18 protein-coding genes are annotated in these 23,723 nt (G+C 72.1%); 5 read left to right on the top strand and 13 right to left on the bottom strand.

What is annotated here, in order from left to right; all coding sequences use genetic code 11:
* Positions 1–23: 23 nt before the first annotated feature.
* From QA634_RS14995 to QA634_RS14965, 7 genes are all read right to left on the bottom strand, one after another.
* Positions 24–1,715 (bottom strand): cation acetate symporter, encoded by a 1,692-nt coding sequence (locus QA634_RS14995; RefSeq protein WP_012332766.1) that lies wholly within the window; start codon positions 1,713–1,715, stop codon positions 24–26.
* A complete protein-coding gene (locus QA634_RS14990) occupies positions 1,712–2,020 on the bottom strand; it encodes a DUF485 domain-containing protein (RefSeq protein ID WP_012332765.1) in 309 nt (102 codons plus the stop codon). The genes QA634_RS14995 and QA634_RS14990 overlap by 4 nt, the downstream gene beginning before the upstream one ends.
* Positions 2,021–2,342: 322 nt before the next feature.
* A complete protein-coding gene (acs, locus tag QA634_RS14985; protein ID WP_012332764.1) occupies positions 2,343–4,292 on the bottom strand; it encodes an acetate--CoA ligase in 1,950 nt (649 codons plus the stop codon).
* Between the two features lie 433 nt (positions 4,293–4,725).
* The gene (locus tag QA634_RS14980; RefSeq protein WP_012332763.1) at positions 4,726–4,983 is read right to left on the bottom strand and encodes a hypothetical protein; all 258 of its coding nucleotides are present in this window, start codon (positions 4,981–4,983) and stop codon (positions 4,726–4,728) included.
* Between the two features lie 64 nt (positions 4,984–5,047).
* Positions 5,048–6,388 (bottom strand): MFS family transporter, encoded by a 1,341-nt coding sequence (locus QA634_RS14975; protein ID WP_012332762.1) that lies wholly within the window; start codon positions 6,386–6,388, stop codon positions 5,048–5,050.
* Positions 6,389–6,582: 194 nt separating this feature from the next.
* Positions 6,583–7,899, bottom strand: coding sequence for an ABC transporter substrate-binding protein (locus tag QA634_RS14970; protein ID WP_012332761.1), 1,317 nt, complete (start codon positions 7,897–7,899; stop codon positions 6,583–6,585).
* Between the two features lie 96 nt (positions 7,900–7,995).
* The gene (locus QA634_RS14965; protein ID WP_012332760.1) at positions 7,996–10,998 is read right to left on the bottom strand and encodes a sensor histidine kinase; all 3,003 of its coding nucleotides are present in this window, start codon (positions 10,996–10,998) and stop codon (positions 7,996–7,998) included.
* A 238-nt stretch (positions 10,999–11,236) separates the two neighbouring features.
* Between QA634_RS14965 and QA634_RS14960 the strand changes: the two genes are divergently transcribed.
* Together QA634_RS14960 and QA634_RS14955 are read left to right on the top strand one after the other, a co-directional pair.
* A complete protein-coding gene (locus tag QA634_RS14960; RefSeq protein WP_012332759.1) occupies positions 11,237–11,680 on the top strand; it encodes a phasin in 444 nt (147 codons plus the stop codon).
* Positions 11,681–11,990: 310 nt separating this feature from the next.
* Positions 11,991–12,278, top strand: a complete 288-nt coding sequence (locus tag QA634_RS14955; RefSeq protein WP_012332758.1) for a hypothetical protein — start codon at positions 11,991–11,993, stop codon at positions 12,276–12,278.
* A gap of 348 nt (positions 12,279–12,626) precedes the next feature.
* Here QA634_RS14955 and QA634_RS14950 read toward each other — a convergent pair whose 3' ends face one another.
* The 5 genes from QA634_RS14950 to QA634_RS14930 all read right to left on the bottom strand — a co-directional run bounded on the left by QA634_RS14950 (position 12,627) and on the right by QA634_RS14930 (position 19,544).
* Complete coding sequence (locus QA634_RS14950; RefSeq protein WP_012332757.1) at positions 12,627–14,957, bottom strand: Tex family protein; 2,331 nt, start codon at positions 14,955–14,957, stop codon at positions 12,627–12,629.
* 4 nt (positions 14,958–14,961) lie between these two features.
* Positions 14,962–15,957, bottom strand: coding sequence for a DMT family transporter (locus QA634_RS14945; protein WP_283027504.1), 996 nt, complete (start codon positions 15,955–15,957; stop codon positions 14,962–14,964).
* A gap of 348 nt (positions 15,958–16,305) precedes the next feature.
* Entirely contained in the window at positions 16,306–16,530 is a 225-nt protein-coding gene (locus QA634_RS14940; RefSeq protein ID WP_012332755.1) for a YbdD/YjiX family protein, read from the bottom strand.
* A 7-nt stretch (positions 16,531–16,537) separates the two neighbouring features.
* Positions 16,538–18,601 (bottom strand): carbon starvation CstA family protein, encoded by a 2,064-nt coding sequence (locus QA634_RS14935; RefSeq protein WP_012332754.1) that lies wholly within the window; start codon positions 18,599–18,601, stop codon positions 16,538–16,540.
* A 187-nt stretch (positions 18,602–18,788) separates the two neighbouring features.
* Complete coding sequence (locus QA634_RS14930; protein WP_012332753.1) at positions 18,789–19,544, bottom strand: response regulator; 756 nt, start codon at positions 19,542–19,544, stop codon at positions 18,789–18,791.
* Positions 19,545–20,110: 566 nt separating this feature from the next.
* Here QA634_RS14930 and QA634_RS14925 point away from each other — a divergent pair.
* From QA634_RS14925 to QA634_RS14915, 3 genes are all read left to right on the top strand, one after another.
* Positions 20,111–21,319, top strand: coding sequence for an FIST N-terminal domain-containing protein (locus QA634_RS14925; protein ID WP_012332752.1), 1,209 nt, complete (start codon positions 20,111–20,113; stop codon positions 21,317–21,319).
* Entirely contained in the window at positions 21,316–22,674 is a 1,359-nt protein-coding gene (locus tag QA634_RS14920; protein ID WP_018260605.1) for a hybrid sensor histidine kinase/response regulator, read from the top strand. Before QA634_RS14925 ends, QA634_RS14920 begins: the two co-directional genes overlap by 4 nt.
* 209 nt (positions 22,675–22,883) lie before the next feature.
* Positions 22,884–23,117 carry a GcrA family cell cycle regulator gene (locus tag QA634_RS14915; protein WP_012332750.1) on the top strand — a complete coding sequence of 78 codons (234 nt, stop codon included), beginning with the start codon at positions 22,884–22,886 and terminating at the stop codon, positions 23,115–23,117.
* A 22-nt stretch (positions 23,118–23,139) separates the two neighbouring features.
* Here QA634_RS14915 and QA634_RS14910 read toward each other — a convergent pair whose 3' ends face one another.
* The gene (locus QA634_RS14910; RefSeq protein ID WP_012332749.1) at positions 23,140–23,499 is read right to left on the bottom strand and encodes a hypothetical protein; all 360 of its coding nucleotides are present in this window, start codon (positions 23,497–23,499) and stop codon (positions 23,140–23,142) included.
* Between the last annotated feature and the right edge of the window lie 224 nt (positions 23,500–23,723).

The following is a 23,723-nucleotide window of genomic DNA, read 5'->3' as shown; positions in this document are numbered from 1 at the left end:
CCGGGCGGGGAGGGGCCGGGCCCTCAATGGGCGTGGGCGGTGGCGGCCCCGATGCCGGTCTCCGAGCGCACGTACTGGGCCTCGAAGCTGTCGCGCTCGCGGCGCGCCCGGGCGCTGGCGTCGGCCTTCGACACCGCCCAGATCACCAGGAAGGCGATCGGCATCGAGAACAGGGCCGGGTTGTCGTAGGGGAACAGGGCCGTGGAGTAGCCCAGGGTCGAGACCCAGACCGCCTTCGACAGCACCACCATCGCCACCGCGGTGATCAGGCCGACGAGGCCCCCGACCAGGGCGCCGGTGGTGGTCGTGCCCTTCCACAGGATCGACATCGCCAGGACCGGAAAGTTGCAGCTCGCCGCCACCGCGAAGGCGAGGCCGACCATGAAGGCGACGTTCTGGTTCTCGAAGACGTAGCCGAGCACGATCGCCACGACGCCGATCACCACGGCGGAGAGCTTCGACAGGCGCACCTCCTTCTGCTCGGAGGTCCGGCCGCGGGCGATGACCTGCGCGTAGAGGTCGTGGCTCACCGCCGAGGCGCCCGCCAGGGTCAGGCCCGCCACCACCGCCAGGATGGTCGCGAAGGCCACCGCCGAGATGAAGCCGAGGAAGAGCGCGCCCCCGGTGGCGTTGGCGAGGTGGACCGCCGCCATGTTGGTGCCGCCGATCAGCCCGGCGATGCGGTCGTAGGCGCCGTCCGCCCCCGCCTTGAAGTAGGAGGGATCGTTCATCAGGAAGGTGATCGCCCCGAACCCGATGATGAAGGTCAGGATGTAGAAGTAGGCGATCAGGCCGGTCGCGTAGAACACCGACTTGCGGGCCGCCTGCGCGTCCGAGACGGTGAAGAACCGCATCAGGATGTGGGGCAGGCCGGCGGTGCCGAACATCAGGCCGATGCCGAGCGAGATGGCCGAGATCGGGTCGCTGACGAGGCCGCCCGGCGCCATGATGGCGTCGTGCTTGGGATGCTCCTTGACCGCCGCGGCGAACAGGGCTTCCGGGTTGAAGCCGTAGCGCCACAGCACCGCCAGGGCCATGAAGGTCGCGCCCGCCAGCAGCAGGCAGGCCTTGATGATCTGCACCCAGGTCGTCGCCTTCATGCCGCCGAAGGCGACGTAGACGATCATCAGGATGCCGACCAGCACCACCGCGTAGAGGTAGTCGAGGCCGAACAGGAGCTGGATCAATTTGCCGGCGCCGACCATCTGGGCGATCAGGTAGAAGGCGACCACCACCAGGGTGCCGGTGGCCGACAGGACCCGGATCTGGGTCTGGTCGAGGCGGAACGAGGCCACGTCCGCGAAGGTGAACTTGCCGAGGTTGCGCAGCCGCTCGGCGATCAGGAACAGCACGATCGGCCAGCCGACCAGGAAGCCGATCGAGTAGATCAGCCCGTCGAAGCCCGACGAGAACACCAGGCCCGAGATGCCCAGGAACGAGGCCGCCGACATGTAGTCGCCCGCGATGGCGAGCGCGTTCTGGCCGGCCGAGATGCCGCCGCCCGCCGCGTAGAAGTCGGCGGCCGAGCGGGTCTGCGCGGCGGCCCGGTAGGTGATGCCGAGCGTGCCGAGCACGAACAGCAGGAACATGCCGATGGCGGACCAGTTCAGGTTCTGCTTCTGGACCGCGCCGAGGTCGGGACCCGCCGCGCTCGCGGCGGTGGCGGCGGCGAGGAGCGCGAGGGCCGCGAGGGCGGGGAGGCGCAGGCGAATCATCGGGCGAGCTCCCGGTTGAGGTCGCGGGTGAGGTCGTCGAAGCGGCCGTTCGCGCGCTGGACGTAGATGCCGGTCAGCACGAAGGCCGAGACGATCACGGCCACGCCGAGCAGGATGCCGAGCGAAGTCACGCCCGCCCCGATCTTCATCGCCAGGAAACCCTTGGCGAAGGCCACGAGGAGCACGAAGCCGAGATAGATCCCCAGCATGATGGCCGAGAGCAGCCAGCCGAAGCGCGTCCGCTCGGCCACCAGCTCGCGGAACTTCGGATTGTTGAGGATACGCGTTGTGTCCGGTCCGGACATGGTGACGACCTCCCGTGAGTGTTGCGGCGCGCATGGCGCGACCGGTCCCGCCAGACGAATCCGTCGGGTCGGGCGCTGTCATTGCCGGTAGAATGAACTGATCGCTGTCGCGTGCAAACAGAAAGCCGCACCCGGCGCGGCGGGTGCGGCCCGCCACCGCGTTTGGCTGAATTCAGACCTGTTGACCAGGGCGGATAGTCTGAAAAATCGCTCAATCCGACGAAGGTTGTAGCGGATTGAGCGATTCTCGTGGCCAAGCTTGACGTGACGATCTGCGATCGCGCCTTGCCCGCGGCGAGCGCTCGCCGCGGGCGGGGCGACCTCAGCCGGCGCGGTTCTGCCGGTTCTCGATCAGGTCGTCGACCACGCCGGGATCGGCGAGGGTCGAGGTGTCACCCAGCGAGGAGAAGTCGTCCTCGGCGATCTTGCGCAGGATGCGCCGCATGATCTTGCCCGAGCGGGTCTTGGGCAGGCCGGGGGCGAACTGGATCAGGTCCGGCGAGGCGATCGGCCCGATATCCTTGCGCACCCAGGCGACCAGTTCCTTGCGCAGCGCCTCGGTCGGCTCCTCGCCGTTCATCAGGGTGACGTAGGCGTAGATGCCCTGGCCCTTGAGGCTGTGGGGATAGCCCACCACCGCGGCTTCCGAGACTTTCGGATGCGCCACCAGCGAGGATTCCACCTCGGCCGTGCCCATGCGGTGGCCCGAGACGTTGATGACGTCGTCGACCCGGCCCGTGATCCAGTAGTAGCCGTCCTCGTCGCGGCGGCAGCCGTCGCCCGAGAAGTAGCGGCCCGGGAAGGTCGAGAAGTAGGTCTGCACGAAGCGCTCGTGGTCGCCCCAGACGGTGCGCATCTGGCCCGGCCAGGAATCGGCGAGGCAGAGGTTGCCCTCGCAGGCGCCCTCCAGCACCTTGTTGTCGCCGTCCACCACCACCGGCTTGACGCCGAAGAAGGGCTGGGTGGCCGAGCCGGGCTTGAGGGCGGTGGCCCCGGGCAGCGGCGAGATCAGGATGCCGCCGGTCTCGGTCTGCCACCACGTGTCGACGATCGGGCAGCGCTCGTCGCCGACGACCCGGTAGTACCATTCCCAGGCCTCGGGGTTGATCGGCTCGCCGACCGAGCCGAGGACGCGCAGCGTCGACCGCGAGGCCTTCTTCACCGGCTCCTCGCCCGCGCCCATCAGGGAGCGGATGGCGGTCGGGGCGGTGTAGAAGATGTTGACCTTGTGCTTGTCGACCACGTCCCAGAACCGGGAGACCGAGGGGTAGGTCGGGATGCCCTCGAACATCAGGGTCGTGGCGCCGTTCGCGAGCGGCCCGTACACGATGTAGGAATGGCCCGTCACCCAGCCGACATCGGCCGTGCACCAGTAGACCTCGCCCTCGTGATAGTCGAAGACGTATTGGTGCGTCATCGAGGCGTAGACGAGGTAGCCGCCGGTGGTGTGGACGACGCCCTTCGGCTGGCCGGTCGAGCCCGACGTGTAGAGCAGGAAGAGCGGGTGCTCGGCCTCGACGTGCTCCACCGGGCACTCGTCGGTGACCTCGCGGGCGGCGTCGTCGTAGTAGACGTCGCGCCCCGCCTCCATGGCGACGCTGCCGCCGGTGCGGCGCACCACGATGACGTGGTCGACGCTGTCCCGCGGCAGGCGCTGGATCGCCGCGTCGACATTGGCCTTGAGCGGCACCTTGCGGCCGCCGCGCAGGCCCTCGTCCGCGGTGATCACCAGCTTGGAGGCGCAGCCCTCGATGCGGCCGGCGAGCGAATCGGGCGAGAAGCCGCCGAAGACGATCGAGTGGATGGCGCCGAGCCGCGCGCAGGCCAGCATGGCGAAGGCCGCCTCGGGAATCATCGGCAAGTAGATGGTGACCCGGTCGCCCTTGCCGACGCCGCGGTTGCGCAGGACGTTCGCCATCCGGCAGACCTCCGCGTGCAGTTCGCGGTAGGTGATGCTGCGGGACTCGGAGGGATCGTCGCCCTCCCAGATGATCGCGACCTGATCACCGCGCGTGGCCAGGTGGCGGTCGATGCAATTGTGCGCGACGTTGGTGACGCCGTCCGCGAACCAGCGGATCGAGACGTTGCCCGGACCGAAATCGGTCTCCTTCACCTTGGTGTAGGGCTTGAACCAGTCGATCCGCTTGCCGTGCTCGCGCCAGAATCCTTCGGGATCGTTAATCGAAGCCTCATACCAAGCGCGATACTTGGCCTCATCGATATATGCCCGCTCCTTGACGGCGGCCGGCACCGCGACGATCCGTTGAGTCATGGCGCTCTCCCTCTCTTCACCTTAGCCGGACCGTTCGTTTCGGAGTCCGGTGCTTGTGCTTAGGTGTTAATCCCGCGAGCGGCCGGCCTGCAACGGATTCTTCCGTCTAACGCCTTTCGGATGAGCCGCGTTGCAGGGCCGGCCGCTTGGCGCGGCGCGGGGCCGACCGCTCCCGGGAGCGCGCCTTCCCGCACCGTCGCTTCCCTCCCTGGCACGGCCACGCCGGCCGCGGCCTTGACCTGTATCAGACGCCGTCCGGACGTGATCGTCCGGACAGCGGATGACGAGCCCGCGCGGCGTTTGAGCGAAGCCGACATCCGCATTGCGAAGCAATCCGTCGGATGTCGTCTGGCACGCCCGCGCGGCGTTTGAGCGACGCCGAAATCCGCATGGCCGAAAGGGGAGATGGCGAAGCAATCCGTCGGATGTCGGATCAGTCGCAGCCGATGCAGATGCCGGTATCCACCTTGCGGTTGAGCTCCTTCACCCGGTCGGGCTGGTTGGCCTCGCGCGGGGCGGCGGCGCGGCCGGGCGGCTTGGTCTGCCCGGTCGCCATGACGTTGCGGTTGACGGTGCCGGTCGATCCGGGCTCCGCCGGGGCGGCGCCCGGATCGGCATTCTGAGCGGCGAGCGGCCCGGCGCCGAGGGTGGCGGCGAGCAACCCGAGGGCGAGGAGGCGGGGGAGGCGCATCGCGCGATCCTTTGTGCTGGTGAGCGGAGATCCCGCCGGGTCAACGCCCTGCCCCGGCCCCGGTTCAGGCGGTGCCGTCGCCCTGAAGGTATCCGGAGCGGCGGCTGTCGGGCATCTGCAGCGAGGTCAGGAAGGCGATCGCGCACATGAGCGTCACGTACCAGAAGAACCACGTCTCCACGCCCCAATCCTTGAAGGAGAGGGCCACGAATTCCGCCGAGCCGCCGAACAGCGCGTTGGCGATGGCGTAGGACAGGCCGACGCCGAGCGCCCGCACCTCGGCCGGGAACATCTCCGCCTTCACCAGCCCGCTGATCGAGGTGTAGAAGGAGACGCAGAGCAGCGCCGCCGTGATCAGCGCGTAGGCGAGGAACGGGTCCGTGGTGCCGCCGATCGCGTGCAGCAGCGGCACCGTCAGCGCCGTGGTGGACGCGCCGAAGATCAGCATCGCGGTCTTGCGCCCGAACCGGTCGGCGAACATCCCGAACAGCGGCTGCACCACCATGTAGGTGAAGAGCACCGCGGTCATGACGTAGTTCGCGGTCTTCTTGTCCATGTGGGCGGTGTTGACGAGATACTTCTGCATGTAGGTGGTGAAGGTGTAGAAGATGAGCGAGCCGCCGGCGGTGTAGCCGAGCACCGTCAGGAAGGCGCGGCGGTGGTGCTGCCAGAGTGCCCGGACGCTGCCGGCCTCCTGCGCCCCGCGCGTCTCGGCGGTCGAGGTCTCGTGCAGGGAGCGCCGCAGGTAGAGCGCCACGACCGCCGCGAGGGCGCCGATGAGGAAGGGGATGCGCCAGCCCCAGGCGCTCATCTCGCGGTCGGAGAGTCCGAGGGTGACCAGCACGACCACCAGCGAGGCGAGGAGCTGGCCCCCGATCAGCGTGACGTACTGGAAGGAGCCGTAGAAGCCGCGCCGCCCCTTCAGGGCGACCTCGCTCATGTAGGTGGCGCTGGTGCCGTACTCGCCCCCCACCGAGAGCCCCTGCGCCATGCGGGCGAGGAGCAGCAGGACCGGGGCGAGGAGCCCGATCTGCCCGTAGGTCGGCAGCACCGCGATGATCAGCGAGCCGAGGCACATCATCAGCACGGAGATCAGCATGGAGTTCTTGCGCCCCAGCCGGTCGGCGATGCGCCCGAACAGCCAGCCGCCGATCGGCCGCATCAGGAAGCCGATGGCGAAGACCGCCGCGGTGTTGATGAGCTGGACGGTCGGGTCGGCGCCGGGGAAGAACGCGTCCTTGAAGTAGATCGCCGTGAACGCATAGGCGTAGAAATCGTACCACTCGACCAAGTTGCCCGAGGACGAGCCGATGATGGCGCGGATGCGGGCCCTGGTGTCGAAGGCGGCGATGGTTGGATTCTGCGACGCGAGGGCGTCGGGGGCGGCGCGGAATGTGGTTGTCATCGCGGGGGCGAGTCCTCCGATTCTGGGCCGCGGCCCGGTCTCGCGGGAAGACGCCCGGGACGCGGCGCTCGGAGCCATAGCGGCTTTTGCGCGGCGGTGCAGCCCTCGCGCGGCGCCCGGGCCGAATCAGCGGCGCGGCCGCGTCCCGCCGCCTCGTTGGCGGCGCGTCGGGACCGGCCCCGCCGCCGGGCGCCTCACGAGCGCTCGCAGGGTTCGGGCCGCTCCGGCCAGGGCCCGCCCGCGGCCGCGCCCTCGACGAAGGCCCGGGCGGCGGCCTCCAGGCGCGGCCGCAGGCGCTGGCGCAGGGGGGCGATCTTGTCGCTGACCTGAACCCACTTGGCGCCGTTCCACTCCAGGACGAGGCCCGCGAGGTGCCCGCTATGGTCGCCGCAGGACAGCCGCAGGGTCGCCGCGAAGCCGGTCAGGCCGAGTTCCTTCCAGCGCGCCCCGTCGATCTGGACCGCTTCGAGCCCGCGCCGGACCGCGTCGCCGTCGAGGGGCTCGCCCCTGGCGCGGCGCTGCGCGTTGCGGATCCCCTCCGCCGTGACCACGGCCGCGTAGACGCCCCGGTTGTAGAGCAGGCCCGTCGCCTCGTCCTTCTCCGTGCGCGAGAGGCCGGCATCGATGGCCAGGAGGTCGATCTGGTCGAAGGCCGGGAAGCTGTCGGTCGCCGCATGCCAAGTGATCTCGCGGAAGCCCCGCGCGGCGGGACCGGCCTGGCGCAGGGCCTCGGCGCTCGGGCTGCCGAGCGCGATGACGCGATTGAGCGGGATCCCGGCCGCGCGGGCGTCCCCGACCGGATCGCCCGCGAGCCCGGCCGAGCCGTCGAGGATCAGGATGTCGGGGGAGGCGGCCTTGACGCCGCGCCAGATGCCGGCGCCCTCCGGCGGCTCGGGCAGGGCGTAGCTGCGCAGGCTGAAACCCAGTTCCCCGGCCAGCCCCTCCATCACCGGCACGGGGTCGCGGCCGGCCGGCGTGTCCCGGTGCAGGTAGGCGACGCGCCGCCCCTCCAGCCCCTCCGGGGCGTTGGTCAGGAAGGCGAGGGCGACCGTGAGCCCGTCCCAGGCGGTGGCCGGGGGCGCGAAGGCGTAGGGGAAGCGCTGGCCGGCCGCCGCGAGCGCCGGGCCGGCCGGGACCGAGACGAGGGGGATGCGGTCGGCGGCGCTCCGGCCGAGCAGGGCGAGGGCGAGGTCGACCCCGCCGGGATTGATCGCGACGGCGCCGGCCCGCCGGGCCTCCTCGTAGCAGGCGAGGCCCCGCTCCAGGTTGCCGCCGGTCTCGCATTCCGTGACCGTCACCCGCTGCCCGCCGAGGCCCCCGTCGCGCTGGTTGAGCATCGTCAGGTAGTCGGCGAAGCCGTTGGCCAGCGGGATCCCGGTGGCCGCAGCGGGCCCGGTGCGCTCCGTGAGCAGGGCGATCGCCACGCCCTCGGCGGCGGCCGGGAGCGGCGCGGCGGCGAGGAGGCCGACAAGGAGGCCGGCGAGGAGGGGGCGCAGCGGGCGGAGCGGCATGACGCAGGTCCCTTGCGGCAGCGGGCGAGCTTTGCCGCACTGCACAAGTTTAGCGCCGATCCGGCGAACGGGAAGGGGCCGAGGCGGGCGGAGAGCTCAGATCGCGAGCACCCGGGCGGGCGGGAACAGCACCTCCACCAGCGTGCCCTCGTGCTTGCGGCTCGACACCCGCAAGGTGCCCCGGTTCGCCTCGACCAGGGCCTTGGTAAGGGGCAGGCCGAGCCCGGTGCCCCGGCCGCGCCGGTTCTGCGCGGTCGCGACCTGCCGGAACGGCTGGAGCGCCGTCTCGACCTCGTCCGGCGTCATGCCGATGCCGGTGTCGCGCACCCGCAGCGCCACGCCGCCGCGGTCGGTCATCGCCGTCGAGACGATCACCTGACCGCCCGCATCCGTGAACTTGATCGCGTTGGCGATCAGGTTGAGGGCCGCTTGGCGCAGGGAGCGCTGGTCGCCGAGGACCGGCCTCAGCCCGTTCGCGAAGCTCGTGCGCACCACCACCCGCTGGCGCGCCGCCTGCGGCTGCATCAGCGACACGCTCGCCCCGACGAGGTCGTTGAGCACCACCCCGGTGAAGTGGAGGTCGAGGTGGCCCGCCTCGATCTTGGCGAGGTCGAGCAGGTCGGTGACGAGGCTGACCACGTGCTCGCCCGAGCTGCGGATGTCCCGCAGGTAATCCCGGTAGCGCTCGTTGCCGATCGGGCCGAACTGCTCCTCCATCATCACCTCGGTGAAGCCCAGGATCGCGTTGAGGGGTGTGCGGATCTCGTGGCTGATGGTGGCCAGGAAATCCGATTTCTGGCTGCTCGCCGCCTCGGCGGCGCGCTTGGCGCGCAGGAGCTCCGCCTCCGTCCGCCGCGCCGCCGAGACGTCGCGCAGGAGCACCGAGAAGCGGCGCGGCTCCTCCTGCGCCAGGGGCGCGAGGGTGAGGGCCAGGATGGGCTCGCCGCCCTCCGCCGCCACCTCGGTGCTCGCCGGCTCCCCGGCCCGCGCCCGTTCGAGGGCGGCGCGGATCGCGGGCCGGCCGTCCTGGGCGAACAGCACCGTCAGGTCCTCGCCGCTCACCTCGCGCGGCTCGTGCCCGAACAGGGCGGCGGCGCCCTTGTTGAGGGCGATCACGCGGCCGCGCTCGTCCAGGGTGACGACCCCGTCCGTGACCGCGTCGAGGACGGCCTCGCTCTCGCGCAGGCGCGCCTCCTGGCGGGCGCGCTCCAGCTCGGCCGCCCGGAGATGCCGGGCGGGGTCCTCCTCCGGCAGCCGGCGCAGGGCCAGCAGACTCGCGGGCGCGCCGCCCCACTCGACCGGCGTGAGGACGGCCGCCACCGGCAGCGCCTCACCGGTGCGGGTCGCCAGGACGACGGGATGATCGGCCCCGCCGGCCGGATCGCCCTCGCCCACGGCCAGGCTCGCCGGATCGCGGCCCCGGAACAGGCTGCCCGCGCCCCCCGCCGCCGTCAGCGCCTCGGCGCTCTCGTAATCCGCGAGGCACAGGAGGGCGCGGTTGGCCAGCAACACCTCCTCTCCCTGGTGGACCAGGATGCCGATCGGGAGCCGGTCGAGCACGCGCGCCACCTCGCCGGCGGTGGAGGGGCCGCGCTCGGGCGCGCGGGCGAGGGCCAGGGCGGGGAAGGGCGTCACCGCCCCCGCGCGCCGCGGCGCCTCCTCCGCGTCGCGCGCCGGGGACGGCCCGTCCTGCGGCGCGTCGCCCGCGAAGCGCGCGCCGAGGATCCGGGCGATCTCGCGGAACGCCGCGTGCTCGTTGAGAGAGAGCTGGCCGGGCGCGAGGGGGCGCGGCACCTCCGGCGCCGGTTCGGCGGCGGGCGCCGGGGTCTCGTCGTGGCCCGCCGCCTCGGGGCGCCGGCCCGCTTCGCCGTCCCCCGCCGCGGGTTCGGGCCTCGTCTCCGGGCCGGGCGAGGGCGCCGCATCCGGCTCGGGCGGGGCGAGGGGGGGCTCGGGCGCCGCTTGGACAACTGGCTCGGGCGCCGCCTGGGCGACCGGCTCGGCGCTGGCGCGCGGCGCGGCGGCTGCGGCCACCGGCTCGGCGTCCTTGCGTGTCGGCGGCTCCGCACTGCCCTCCTCGTCGAGGCAGAAGGGCCAGCCGAGCCCGAAGGCGTTGAGCGGCGTCGCGGCCATCATCCCGGCGAAGCCCGCCAGCGTCGCGCCCGCCAGCGAGGCGAAGGCGGGCAGTTCGGGCACGGGCGGGGGCTCCCACGTCGCCGCCCGGCCCGGCTCCTCGGGGGCGCTTGCGCGCCCGATCGCGATCACGGCGGCGGCGCGCTCGCGCAGGCTCGGCTTCGCCGGGGCCGCGGCGCGGGCGGGCGGCATCGGCGCGACGCGGTCGGGCCGAATCACCCCGAAACCGCTGAATCCCGCGAAGGCGCGGCCCTCGCCCAGGCGCGGCGCCCCGGACAGGTCGACAGCCACGCCTCGTTCCGTCCCGTCGAAGCGCCACAGGACCGGGAGGGCGCGGAAGGTCCGGCGCGCCGCGAGGGCCGCCGCGAGGTCGTCGCTCGTCCCCTGCACGGTGTCGGCCAGGAGCTCGGCCCAGCTCCGGCCGAGGGGCGTGCGGCCGACGAGGCCGGTCAGCGCCTCGGTCGCCTCGACGATCCGGCCCTCCGCGTCGCTGCGCCAGAGGAAGCGCATCGGCGCCGCGCCGGTGCCGGAGACCGGCGGGGAGGGCGGGGCGGGAGCGGGGACCGCGTGGCGCCGCCTCGGCCGCAGGGCCGGCAGCGGATCCGTCGGGATCAGGGCGAGGGCGCGGCGGTCGCCCGGCAGGGACACCACCAAGCAGGCGCAGACGAGGGGCGGGGCGAGCCCGCCCGGGTCGATCCGCAGCCGCGACAGGCGGGGCTTCTCCCCGTCCGGCGCGAGGTGGCGCAGCCCGCGCAGCTGGCGCGGCACGTCGAGGTCGCGGTCGATCCGGCCCTGCGGATCGGCGATCGCGTCGCGGAGACCCTTTGCCGCAGGGGAATGATGCAGGACGCGCTCGGCCGATTCATCGAGGAACAGGCACGCGATCGGGCGCCCGGCCGTCAGCCGCGCCAGGGCCGGAAGAGCCGTCAGCGCCGCGATCTTCGCCTCGAACAGCGCCCCTTCGTCCACTGCCGCTCCCCAATCCGCCCGATTCACGCCGGATCGAACGATTCGCCGCTCCGCCACCATGCGTCCGGCACCGATTTAACGGAAATGAAACGACCGCGCACGGGCACGGAATGCGCAGGTCGAGCGTTACACCATCATTAACCTTAACGGCCTGCGGGAAACTGGCATTCCGCGCCGAATGTGCTATTGTGCAGTGCACAACGCCTGTGCCAGAGAGAGCATCAGTGAGGAGACGAACATGAACACCACCCCGAACTACGAGATTCCGGCCGAGATGCGCGACTTCGCGGAGAAGAGCGTCGACCAGGCCCGGAAGGCGTTCGACTCGTTCATCAGCGCGGCCCGCAAGACGGCCGACACGATCCAGGGTTCGGCGGAAGTGGCCCGGACGAATGCGCAGACCATGTCGACGCGCAGCTTCGCCTTCGCGGAGCAGAACGTGAATGCCGCCTTCGACCTCGCCCAGAAGCTCGTCCGCTCCCGCGACGTGCAGGAGGCGATGCAGCACCAAGCCGAGTTCCTCCGCAGCCAGTTCGCGGCGATCCAGTCGCAGGCCAAGGAGTTCGGCAGCATGACCCAGTCGGCCATGCAGCAGAGCGCCGAGAATGCCAAGGCGGCGATGCAGCAGGGCGTCGACGCCGCGAAGAGCGCCACCAACGACGTGACGCACAACGCCTCCTGAGGAGGCGCGGTCGCGCCGTCCCGGCGCGCCGCACGGGCAGCGATGCCCGAACCAGTGTGAACAGGCGTTGCCGAGCGGCCGTGTCCCGGGAGGGGCGCGGCCGCGCGCGCATCGGGCGCGGGTGGCTCCCGGGGAAGGGGTCGCTCCCGATTCCTGCGCGACGTCGGATCCCCCAGATCGCCCTCGCGCCGAGCATCGTGGCCCGCCGGCGCGTCCCGGCGCGTTGCCGCCACGACCCGGTTCCGCTACCGATGCCGGCCCTGCCGTCCCGTGCCGCGGGGCGCGCCTATCCTGACGGAGACACGCAGTGATGCGACGGTTCGTTCGCGCCCTCCTCGCGTCGGCGGCCCTGCTCGCCGCAGGACTCGCCGCGCCGGCCGCGGCCCAGCCGGCCTACGGCTACGATGCGCCCCCGCCGCCCTCCCGACGCGCCGTCGGGTACAATTGCGACGCGGTCCAGCGCGGCCTGTCCGGTCCGCAGCCCTATTCCTGCCCGATGCCCGGTCCCCGCCCGCTCGGCGCGCGCTGCTTCTGCGACGTGCCGATCGCGCCCTTCTCGCCGCCCCAGCCGCCGGCGCCGGGCCGCGTCGTCCCCTGAAGAATCGCCCCGGTTCGGATCCTGTCGGCGAACCGGGTGACCCGGCCTGATCCGGGATTCGGTTGATCACAGCGGATCCCGGATCACGCGGCCCGTGAGCGAAGCGCAGACCCGCCATCCCGAAGGGATCAGGCGGGTGTGGCATGTGAGGGTGCGCGTTCCCGGCTCGCGGCGCGGAAGGCGTCGCGACCCGGGAAGACGAGAACGGCCCCCGGCGCACGCGCGACATCGGCATGCCGGTCGGGACCGCCGCCCGGCGCGACGCCCTCGCTCCGATCTGCGCCGATGAACAGGTCCCGGCCCGGTCGCCCGCGAGGGCCCGCCGGCGGCCCGGCACCCGATTCCGTTCTACCGTCGCGGCCGGTCGAGCCCCGCCCGGCGCAGCGCCTCGGCGAGGGCGCCGTCACCGGCCGGCTCGGTCTCCCCGCGCGGCGGCTTTGTCTCGGTGCGCGGAGGGTTCGGCGCGGGCTCCCGCCGGGCGCCGTCCCGGCCCGGCCGGGCCTGCGGGGCATCGTCGAGGCGCATCGTCAGCGAGATCCGCTTGCGCGGCACGTCGACGTCGAGAACCTTCACCCGCACGACGTCCCCGGGCTTCACCACCGCCCGCGGATCCCTGACGAAGCTGTTCGACAGGGCCGAGATGTGGACGAGCCCGTCCTGGTGGACGCCCACGTCCACGAAGGCCCCGAAGGCCGCGACGTTGGTCACCACCCCTTCCAGCAGCATCCCGGGCTTGAGGTCGCCGATCGTCTCGACGCCCTCCTGGAAGCTCGCGGTGCGGAAGCTCGGGCGCGGGTCGCGGCCGGGCTTCTCCAACTCGGCCAGGATGTCGGTGACCGTCGGCAGCCCGAAGGTCGCGTCCGTGAAGGCCCGCGGATCGAGGCTCCGCAGCACCGATCCGTTGCCGATCACCGCCCGGATGTCGCTCTTCGTCGCCTGCAGGATCTTGCGCACCACCGGGTAGGCCTCCGGGTGCACGCCCGAGGCGTCGAGCGGGTCGTCGCCGCCGGTGATGCGCAGGAAGCCCGCCGAGAGCTCGAAGGCCTTGGGCCCGAGACCCGCCACCTTCTTCAGGGCGGTGCGGCTGCGGAAGGGCCCGTGCGCGTCGCGGTGCACGACGATGGCCTGCGCCACCCGCTCGCTCAGCCCCGAGACCCGCGCCAGCAGCGGGGCCGAGGCGGTGTTGACGTCGACTCCGACGCCGTTCACGCAATCCTCCACCACCGCGTCGAGGGAGCGCGACAGCTTCCCCTCCGCGAGGTCGTGCTGGTACTGGCCGACGCCGATCGAGCGCGGCTCGATCTTCACCAGTTCGGCCAGGGGATCCTGCAGCCGCCGGGCGATCGAGACCGCCCCGCGCAGCGACACGTCGAGGTCCGGCAATTCCTGGCTCGCATAGGCGGAGGCCGAATAGACCGAGGCGCCGGCCTCCGACACCATCACCTTGGTGAGGCCGAGGTCCGGGTGCAGGCGGATCAGCTCCCCGGCGAGCCGGTCGGTCTCGCGCGAGGCGGTGCCGTTGCCGATCGCCACGAGCTCGACCCGGTGCTGGCGGCAGAGGCGCGCCAGGGTCGCGACGGCGCGGTCCCAGTCGCGGCGCGGCTCGTGCGGGTAGATCGTGTCCGTGGCCACGACCTTGCTGGTTCCGTCCACCACCGCGACCTTGACCCCCGTCCGGTAGCCCGGATCGAGCCCGAGCGTCGGGCGCGCGCCCGCGGGGGCCGCCAGGAGCAGGTCGCGCAGGTTGCCGGCGAAGACCCGCACGGCCTCGCTCTCGGCCGCCTCCCACAGGCGCGCCCGCAGGTCGAGCTCGATCGAGAGCCTGAGCTTCGTGCGCCATGCCGCGCGCACCGTCTCGGCCAGCCAGCGGTCGCCGGGGCGGCCCTCGTCGCGGATGCCGTGGCGCAGGGCGATGCGGCCCTCGTAGCGGCTCGGCGCGCCGGGCTCGGTCCCGGCGGGCGTCTCGTCGAGGCGCAGGTCGAGCACCTCCTCCTTCTCGCCGCGGAACAGCGCCAGCACCCGGTGGGAGGGGAGGCGGGTCAGCGGCTCCGAGAAGGCGAAGTAATCGGCGAATTTCGCGCCCGCCTCGGCCTTGCCCGCGCGCAGGGTGGAGACGAGGCGCCCCTCCTTCCAGAAGGTCTCGCGCAGGGCGCCGACCAGCTCGGCATCCTCGGCGAAGCGCTCGATCAGGATGGCGCGGGCTCCCTCCAGCGCGGCCTCCGGGCTGGCGACACCCTTCTGCGCGTCCGCGAAGGGGGCGGCGGCCTCGCGCGGCGCGCGGCGCGGATCGGCGAGGAGCGCCTCCGCCAGCGGGCCGAGCCCGGCCTCGCGGGCGATCTGCGCCCTGGTGCGCCGCTTGGGCTTGTAGGGAAGGTAGAGGTCCTCGAGCCGGGCCTTGGTCTCGGCCGCCAGGATCTGGCGGCGCAGGGCCTCGTCGAGTTTGCCCTGGGCCTCGATCCCGTCGAGGATCGCCCGGCGGCGCTCCTCCAGCTCGCGCAGGTAGCGCAGCCGCTCCTCCAGGGTGCGCAACTGCGCGTCGTCGAGAGTTCCGGTCGCCTCCTTGCGGTAGCGGGCGACGAACGGGACGGTGGCGCCGCCGTCGAGGAGGTCGACCGCCGCCTTGACCTGCCATTCCTGCGCGCCGAGCTCGGCCGCGATGCGCTGGGTGATGCTCGCCATGTCCTCACACGATCCGGGCGAGCGGGGGCGGGGCGGCGGGGCCGCGTCGCGTCCCCGCCAGGGGATCAGGCCCCCGGGCTCCCCTGAGCCGCTCGCGGTGGGCGGTGTAGAGGCCGCTCGCGGCGATCACAAGGACGCCGGCGCCCACGAAGGCGTCGGGCCGCGACCCGAAGGCGAGGGCGCCGATCAGGGCCGCCCAGACGATCTGCGTGTAGGAGAACGGCACCAGCGTCGAGGCCGGCGCGTGCCGGTAGGCGGTCGTCACGATCCAGTGGCCGGTGGTCGAGATCAGGCCGACCGCCGCGCCGATCGCGATCTCGTCGAGGTTCGGCGCCACCCAGGCGAAGGGCACGAGGCAGGTCAGGACGGCGAAGCCGACCAGCGCCGACCACGTCATCGTGGTCTGCGGCGCGTCGTAGCCGTTGATCTTGCGGGTGGCGACCAGGGCGAGGGCCCAGAACAGCGAGGAGGCGACCGGGAGCAGGGCGGCGAGCTGGAAGGCGCTGGTGCCCGGCCGCAGGATGATCAGCACCCCGACGAGGCCGACCAGGGCGGCGATCCAGCGCCGGACGCCGATCGTCTCCCCGAGCAGCGGGATCGACAGGGCGGTGACGAAGATCGGGGACACGAAGCTGATCGCGGTCGCCTCCGCCACCGGCAGGTAGCGCAGGCCCGAGAGGAACAGCAGGGCCGAGCCGACGAGGGCGAGGCCGCGCAGCACCTGCAGCCCAGGCCGCGCGCTGCGGAGAGGTGAGCGCCCGCGCCGCCGCGTGAGCAGCGCCGCCGCCAGCATCACCCCGACGAAGCCCACGTAGCGCAGCCACGCGATCTCCAGCGCCGGCAGCGATCCCGAGAGGTACTTGGCGATCGCGTCGGAGCTCGACAGGAAGATGGTGGACAGGACGACGAGCCCGATCCCGCGCAGCGGCTGCTCGCCGATGCGGGGCAGGGTGGGGCGCGACGGGAGAACGGCGGGGAGGGAAGGGGCGAGCGTGGCCACGGGACTGCAGCGGGCGGGAGCGACACTCCGATCAACTTAGCATTGCTTGGCCGAATCGAGCCGTGCCGATCCCGCGGCACGGCCATGCTGTCCGCTCAGCCCTGGTTAAGTCCGGATTTACCCGATCGTGACCACAGCGGGGCGCGGCGATGACCGGTGTGACGGGGGCGCCGGATTGATCATGGGCGGCGGTCGCGGCCCGCCCCGCAGGCGAAGACGCGTCTGCATTGGCGGACGACGGCGGATCCTGCGGTTCCGCCGGCCCGCGGACCTCCTCGGGCGGGAGATCCGGGCGCCGGCGGCGGGGCGAGGCCGGGCGGAGGGCCGAGGGCCGCCCCCCCCGAGTCCTCAGCAGCAGCGGAACCCGCCGCGGCCGCCGACGCCGAAGCGGGCGTTCTGGCGGTCGCGGAAGAACTCCGTCGGGTTCATCGGCTCCTGGTCCGGGTGCGTCCTGCGCATATGGGCCAGGTAGGCGTCGTAATTGCCCTGGCCGACCATCAGCCGCGCGCCGTCGCAGACGCAGCGGGTGAGGGCCGCCCAGCGCTCGCGCAGGGGCTCCGACGGAAGCGCCATGGCCGCCTCACTCCGCCGGGGCCGGGACGGCGCGCGGGTCGCTCTCGAGGGCGGTCCAGGTCGAGGCCCGGTAGGCCGCGACGCAGGACTTCACCCCGAAGGCGACGATCGCCACCACCACGGCCACGAACAGCATCGCCAGCACGGCGTCGATGCGGTCGTTGAAGACGATCTGGCTCATCTGATCGAGCGACTTCGCGGGTGCCAGGACCTTCCCCTCCGCCGCGGCCGAGGCGTAGCGGTCGGCATGGGCCAGGAAGCCGACCCGCGGATCGGCCGAGAACACCTTCTGCAGGCCCGCCGTGAGCGTGCAGGCGACGAGCCAGAGGGTCGGCAGGATCGTCACGATGGCGTAGCGCTCGCGCTTCATCTTGAAGATCACCACCGTGCACAGGGTGAGCGCGATGGCGGCCAGCATCTGGTTCGAGATGCCGAAGAGCGGCCACAGGGTGTTCACGCCCCCGAGCGGGTCGGTGACGCCCTGGTAGAGGAAGAAGCCCCAGAAGGCGACGCAGAGGGCGGTCGCCACGATGCTCGGCCCCCAGGAGGCGGTGTCCTTGAAGGCCGGCACCGCGACGCCGATCAGGTCCTGCAGCATGAACCGCCCCGCCCGCGTGCCGGCATCGACCGCGGTGAGGATGAACAGGGCCTCGAACAGGATGGCGAAGTGGTACCAGAACGCCATCATGGCCTTGCCGCCGACGACGTTGGAGATGATGTGGGCCATGCCCACCGCCAGCGTCGGGGCGCCGCCGGCGCGGGAGATCACCGTGTGCTCGCCCACGTCCGCGGCGGTCTGCTGGATCGCCTCCGGGGTGATCGCGAAGCCCATCTTGGTGACGGCCGCCGCGGCGGTCTCCGGCGTGGTGCCGACGACGGCCGCGGGCGAGTTCATGGTGAAGTAGACGCCCGGATCGATGACGCTCGCCGAGACCAGCGCCATCACGGCCACGAAGGACTCCATCAGCATGCCGCCGTAGCCGATGAAGCGGGCGTTGATCTCGTTGTCGATCAGCTTCGGCGTCGTGCCGGACGAGATCAGGCTGTGGAAGCCCGAGACCGCCCCGCACGCGATGGTGATGAACAGGAAGGGGAAGAGCGAGCCGGACCAGACCGGGCCGGTGCCGTCCACGAACTTCGTAACCGCCGGCATCTGCAGGTGCGGGGCGAGGACGAGGATGCCGAGCGCGAGCGCGGCGATCGTGCCGATCTTGAGGAAGGTCGAGAGGTAGTCGCGCGGGGCGAGCAGCAGCCAGACCGGCAGGATCGAGGCGACGAAGCCGTAGCCGATCAGCATCCAGCACAGCTGGGTGCCGGTGAAGGTGAACAGGCGCGACAGGGTCGGGTCGGCCGCGACGGTCTGGCCGTACACGATGGCGAGCATCAGCAGCACGAAGCCGATCAGCGAGACCTCGCCGATCTTGCCGGGCCGGATCCAGCGCGAGTAAACGCCCATCAGGAGCGCGATCGGGATCGTCGCCATCACCGTGAAGGTGCCCCAGGGGCTCTCGGCCAGCGCCTTGACGACGATGAGCGCGAGCACCGCCAGGATGATCACCATGATCAGGAAGGCGCCGAACAGCGCCACGACGCCCGGGATCGTGCCGAGTTCCGAGCGGATCAGTTCGCCGAGCGAGCGGCCGTCGCGGCGCATCGAGACGAACAGGACCATGAAGTCCTGCACGGCGCCGGCCAGTACCACGCCGGCCAGGATCCAGAGCAGGCCCGGCAGGTAGCCCATCTGGGCGGCGAGGACCGGCCCGACCAGCGGCCCGGCCCCGGCGATCGCCGCGAAATGATGGCCGAACAGCACGTACTTGTCGGTCGGGACGTAGTCGAGACCGTCGTTGTGGCGCACGGCCGGGGTCTCGCGGGTCGGGTCGAGCCGCATCACTCGCTCGGCGATGAAGAGCGAGTAGTAGCGATAGGCGATCAGGTAGACCGAGACGGCCGCGACGACGATCCAGAGGGCGTTGACGGTCTCGCCGCGCTGCGTGGCGACGAGGGCGAGCGCGGCGGCGCCGAGCGCGCCGACGAGGGCCCATGGCCCGTGCTTCTGGATGGCTGTCATGCTGGCGTTTCTCCCGAGGGGGCGGTCGGTTCGACCGGCCGTTTAGTCACCCGGGATCATAGCCGCTCTTAGACTTTCGGATAGGCCCCGGGCGCGCGCGGTGTGAGCCGCGCGCGCACCCGCGCGCCCCTCCGCGGACGGCACCGCTCGGCGATCGCCGGCTCCCTTGCGGCAGGAGCCCGTCCGATCACCCGGCCGAACTCTCCGACATGATGTGGTCGTAGTCGAGGTTGGCGGTCTCGATGACGATCTGCGTGCGGCTGATCACGCCGAGCTTGCGCAGGATCTCGGAGACGTGGGCCTTCACGGTGGAATCGCCGACGCCGAGTTCGTGGGCGATCTGCTTGTTGAGCTTGCCCTGGCGGATCATCAGCAGCACGCGCACCTGCTGGGGCGTGAGTTCGGCGATGCGCTGGGCGATGGGCGGCTTGCCGCCGCGGGGCGCCTCGCCCTCCTGCGCGCCCACGCCGTCCGGCACGAAGATCGCGCCGTTCAGCACGTCCGTGATCGCCCGGGTGAGCACCGCCTTGCCGGCCGCCTTGGGCACGAAGCCGGCGGCGCCGTGGCTCAGCGCCTCGCGGACGATGCGCGGATCGTCCATGCCGGACACGACCAGGATCGGGATGCGGGGGAAGCGGGTGCGGATCGCCAGCAGGCCGTCGAAGCCGTTGACGCCGCGCATGGACAGGTCGAGCAGGGTCAGGTCCACCGAGCGCAGCCGCGAGAGCGCCGCGCAGGCCGCCTCGATCCCGTCCGCCTCCTCCACGGCGGCGGCCGGGAAGGCCAGCCGCACCGCGCTCGTCAGCGCCTCGCGGAAGAGCGGGTGATCATCGACGATCATCAGGTGCATGTCCGACCCCTTCTCCGTGGGCGCCGGCACCGCGTCCGGAGGCCTCCCCTCGGCAGGAGACACTTGGTTGCCCGTACTGGTCAATGCCACCATCGGACCGCAACTTCCCTCGATCACCGCGCCGCAGAACGCCGCCCCGGCTCGCCGCGCCGGACCGGCCGCTCGCCGGCCCGGCCCCGGGGCGCGCCGACGGGCATTCGTCCACCGGTTCGGCGCGGCACCGGGCCAGTCCCGCCGGTGAGCAAAGAATACTTGTGAACTACAACCCTTATTCGTATTCGCAACCAGTATCACGCTGGGAGAACTGGCGACACTGTGCTTTGGTATGACGATTAGGGTGCAACGCGGCGACGACTGCACCCCTGCACCTTGGTCCAATGGTGGCCGCGCGGGGGCCGGACGTATCGTTCTGACCTTCAGCGGTCGGAGGAAACGTCGCCGCGAAGCAGGCGGGAACCGGGGTGGGCATCATGGCGGGGGCGCCGTTCCGGCGCGCCTGCCGATCGCGGGGGCGATCGCCGCCCCGTTCCCCAGCGCAGGCGCAGTCGCCGCACCGGCTGCGCCTGCGCACCCTGCCGCATTTGCCTCTTCTCCCAGCAATCGCCATAATCGAGCCCGCCCCGCCGCGGCGTTCCGGCGGCGGGCCTGGGAGACACGCCGTGGCGCAGGGCACGCGCGCCTGCTCGCACCTTTGCGGCATTCAGACGGCCTGGACCGATGAATCCGAGGCGGAAGCGGCGGTGGCGGCGTTCGCTGACGCCCTGCAGCGCGAACCGATCGGACACTTGGTGACCTTCTTCTCGCCCGCCTACGGGGCCGGGGCGGTGGCCGGCGCCCTGGCGCGACACTTCCCGGGCCTGCGCGTCTCCGGCTGCACCTCGTCGGGGGAGATCAGCCCGACGGGCGGCCTCGACCGCGGGCTCGTGGCGGTGGCCTTCCCTCGGGCCGGGTTCCGGGTCGCCTCGGTGCTGCTGCCGGAGATCGGCCACCTCGACGCGCAGCGCGCGGCCTCGGCCCTGCGCGCGCTGCGGGCGGAGCTCGACGCGATCGGGACCGGGGGGCAGCGCTTCGCCCTCTCGCTCATCGACGGCCTGACCAACGCCGAGGAGGCGGTGATCTCGGCGGTCTCGACCGGCCTCGACGGCGTGCCGCTGGTGGGCGGATCGGCCGGCGACGACCTCACCTTCCGGGACACCGCCCTGATCCACGACGGCGCGGTGCATCGCGGGGCGGCGATCCTGCTCCTGATCGAGACCGACTTCCCGATCGAGATCTTCAAGAACCACAATTTCGAGCCGACCGGCGCGAAGTTCGTGGTCACCGAGACGGACCGCGAGCGGCGGGCCGTGCGCGAACTCAACGCGGAGCCCGCGGCGGCCGAGTACGCGCGGGCCCTCGGCCTGCCGCTGGAATCGCTGACCGCGACCGACTTCGCGGCCAATCCCCTGGTGGTGCGGATCGGCGGCGACTATTTCTGCCGCTCGATCCGTCACCTCAACCCGGACGGCTCGCTGAGCTTCCTGTGCGCGCTCGACGAGGGGGTCGTCCTCACCCTGGCGCGGCAGAAGGACATCGTGGCCGCCACCCGCGAGGAACTGGCGCGCCTCGACGCGCGGCTCGGCGGCCTCGACCTCGTGATCGGATTCGAATGCGTCCTGCGCCGCCTCGATGCCGAGTTGCATCAGGTCCGGCATTGCATCTCGGACCTGTACCGCCAGTACAATGTCGTCGGTTTCGAAACCTACGGCGAGCAGTTTCGCTCCATGCACCTGAACCAGACCTTCACGGGCATCGCGATCGGGCGGCAGCCGGCGCCGCGGGCGGTGCCATCCGGCCCCGCGGGAGGCGCCATGGGGATCGCCCGATGAGGACCGAGACGATGGAGGCCGCACCCGCCGAGGAGGTGGCCGCGCTGCACCGCCGCATCGCCAAGCTGGAGCGCATCAACGCGGCCCTGATGTCCCAGGTCGAGCGCTCGATGGACCAGCAGGGCACCGCCTACTCGCTGTTCCAGACCGCCATCACCCTCGAGGGGCAGGTGCGCGCCAGGACCGAGGAGCTGACGGCGCTGATGCGCAGCCTCGAACGCTCGAACCAGGCGCTGATCGCCGCCAAGGAGGAGGCGGAGCGGGCCAACCGCTCGAAGACCCGCTTCCTGACCGCGGCGAGCCACGACCTGCTCCAGCCCCTCAACGCGGCGCGGCTGTCGCTCTCGGCCCTCGGCGACATGCCGGTGGGGGCGGAGGCGCTCGCGATCGTCGGCCAGGTCGAGCGCGGGCTCCAGACGATCGAGGACCTGATCAAGACGCTCCTCGACATCTCCAAGCTCGATGCCGGGCTGATCCAGCCGCAGCCGCGCAGCCTGAAGCTCGCGGACGTGTTCGCGAGCGTCGAGGCGAGCTTCGGCCCGCTCGCGGCCCGCAAGGGGCTGCGGCTCAGCGTGCGCCCGGGCGACCTCTGGGTGTCGAGCGATCTCGTGCTGCTGCAGCGGATCATCCAGAACCTGGTCTCGAACGGGATCCGCTACACCCGCACGGGTGGCGTCCTGGTCGCGGCCCGGCCGCGCGGCGGGGACGTGCGCGTCGACGTGATCGATTCGGGCGCGGGCATCCCGGAGGCGGACCGGGAGCTGATCTTCGAGGAGTTCCACCGGGGCGGGCGCGAGAGCGTCGACGGGGAGATCGCGCTCGGACTCGGCCTCTCCATCGTGCGCCGGTCCGCCGAGGCGCTCGGCCACCGGCTGAGCCTCGTCTCCCGGGTCGGCCACGGGTCCCGCTTCACCCTGATCCTGCCGCGCGCCCAGGCCGAGGCGCCCCGGCCGGCCCAGCCCCTCGCCCTGCCGACGAGCCTCACGGGGGCGCGCATCGCCGTGATCGAGAACGACCGGGCGGCGCTGGAGGCGCTCGCCCGGCTGTTCCAGAACTGGGACGCGCACGCGCTGGCGGCCCGCGACCATCTCAGCCTGATCCGGCTCACCGGCTCCACCTGGAGCCCGGACGTGATCATCGCGGATTACCACCTCGACGGCGGAGCCTGCGGCCTCGACACGGTGACGTGGCTTCGCACCGTGCATGGCGGCGACATCCCGGCCGTCGTGACGACCGCCGACCACTCGCCGGAGGTCGAGGCCCATGTCCGTGCGGCAGGCTGCGAGCTGATCCACAAGCCGATCAAGCCCGGTCAGCTGCGCGCGCTGCTGGCGCATCTCCTGAGCAAATCTTGACCGGCCCCGCGCGCGACGCAGGCGTGCCCCGCGGCGCCTCAAGGGGGGGCGGGACTTGCTTTCCCGCATCATGCTCTCCAAATTGGGCGAATCGCGCTGTCCCTGCGACCCGTGCCGCCACGGGTTCCACGGGCGGCGTGCCGCTTCACTTCTCGAACCGGCCCGCCGTCCTCACCTGGACCGAGTGGAGGCCCGTGAGTCAGTCACCGATGAACCAACTCGTGCGCATGTCGCATCTCTTCCCTGCCGAGACCGTCGAGGAGCCCTCTCCGGAGCTCCGGGTTCCGTTCGCGCAGTCGGGCGCGTTCGTGTGCAAGTTCATCATCGGCGAGCCGAACGACCGCGCCATCTGCTGCGGGGCCCCGGTGCAGGACGGCAAGAGCTGGTGCGCCTTCCACCGCCGGATCGTGTTCGAGCCGGCCCGGCCGGGCCGGCTGCGCTGAGGGCGCCTCCCCGGAGCGGCCGTCAGGGCCGCCGCGGCGCGTCGGCGCTGCCGACCGTCGGGTAGAGAGTCCGCAGGACGAGGCCGGCGCGTCGCAGCGGCGGCCGCGCGGCGGCCAGCCACGGCCGGAGGGATCGGGCCGCCGGGCGCCGCGCGCGGGTCGGGCCCGCCGCGACCCGGGTGATCGCCGGTGGGCCGACCGCGGGCGGCGGGGGAATCCTCCGCGAGGAGCGGACCGGCTGGGCGGGCAGCAGCGAGCGCGCCGGCGGATCGACCCACCGGGCCTGGGCGCGCGCCGCCGACGGGCCCGCGAGGGCGAGAATCGCCGCCGCGCAGATCAGCTCCACGGCGAACCGGCACTGCGTGACGTGACGAGTCGCCAAGTGAAGGGGCCTCCCGCCGCGCCGTGCGCGGCCGCGGAAACACCGCATAGACGAATCTGTCCCGCGTTGAAACTCTCCATATCTGTGGACGGCTGCGTTTCGACTGGAATCCGGGAGTCTGATGCGACATCTGTTCTGCGCGAGGTGCGCCCGCGCATAGCGCCGCCAGCGCCGCGGGGCATCCTCGACCCGCCGCGCCGCTCGGCGGCGCAGGGAGGTCCGAC

This window comes from Methylobacterium sp. CB376, assembly GCF_029714205.1.
GTDB lineage: Bacteria > Pseudomonadota > Alphaproteobacteria > Rhizobiales > Beijerinckiaceae > Methylobacterium.
Note: the sequence above shows the minus strand (reverse complement) of the source record. Positions and strands in the feature narration are given on the sequence as shown.

Coding starts and splice junctions, on each gene's coding strand:
- QA634_RS14995 (WP_012332766.1), bottom strand. CDS start 1,715: ATGATTCGCCTGCGCCTCCCCGCCCTCGCGGCCCTCGCGCTCCTCGCC.
- QA634_RS14990 (WP_012332765.1), bottom strand. CDS start 2,020: ATGTCCGGACCGGACACAACGCGTATCCTCAACAATCCGAAGTTCCGC.
- acs (WP_012332764.1), bottom strand. CDS start 4,292: ATGACTCAACGGATCGTCGCGGTGCCGGCCGCCGTCAAGGAGCGGGCA.
- QA634_RS14980 (WP_012332763.1), bottom strand. CDS start 4,983: ATGCGCCTCCCCCGCCTCCTCGCCCTCGGGTTGCTCGCCGCCACCCTC.
- QA634_RS14975 (WP_012332762.1), bottom strand. CDS start 6,388: ATGACAACCACATTCCGCGCCGCCCCCGACGCCCTCGCGTCGCAGAAT.
- QA634_RS14970 (WP_012332761.1), bottom strand. CDS start 7,899: ATGCCGCTCCGCCCGCTGCGCCCCCTCCTCGCCGGCCTCCTTGTCGGC.
- QA634_RS14960 (WP_012332759.1), top strand. CDS start 11,237: ATGAACACCACCCCGAACTACGAGATTCCGGCCGAGATGCGCGACTTC.
- QA634_RS14955 (WP_012332758.1), top strand. CDS start 11,991: ATGCGACGGTTCGTTCGCGCCCTCCTCGCGTCGGCGGCCCTGCTCGCC.
- QA634_RS14950 (WP_012332757.1), bottom strand. CDS start 14,957: ATGGCGAGCATCACCCAGCGCATCGCGGCCGAGCTCGGCGCGCAGGAA.
- QA634_RS14940 (WP_012332755.1), bottom strand. CDS start 16,530: ATGGCGCTTCCGTCGGAGCCCCTGCGCGAGCGCTGGGCGGCCCTCACC.
- QA634_RS14935 (WP_012332754.1), bottom strand. CDS start 18,601: ATGACAGCCATCCAGAAGCACGGGCCATGGGCCCTCGTCGGCGCGCTC.
- QA634_RS14930 (WP_012332753.1), bottom strand. CDS start 19,544: ATGGTGGCATTGACCAGTACGGGCAACCAAGTGTCTCCTGCCGAGGGG.
- QA634_RS14920 (WP_018260605.1), top strand. CDS start 21,316: ATGAGGACCGAGACGATGGAGGCCGCACCCGCCGAGGAGGTGGCCGCG.
- QA634_RS14915 (WP_012332750.1), top strand. CDS start 22,884: ATGAACCAACTCGTGCGCATGTCGCATCTCTTCCCTGCCGAGACCGTC.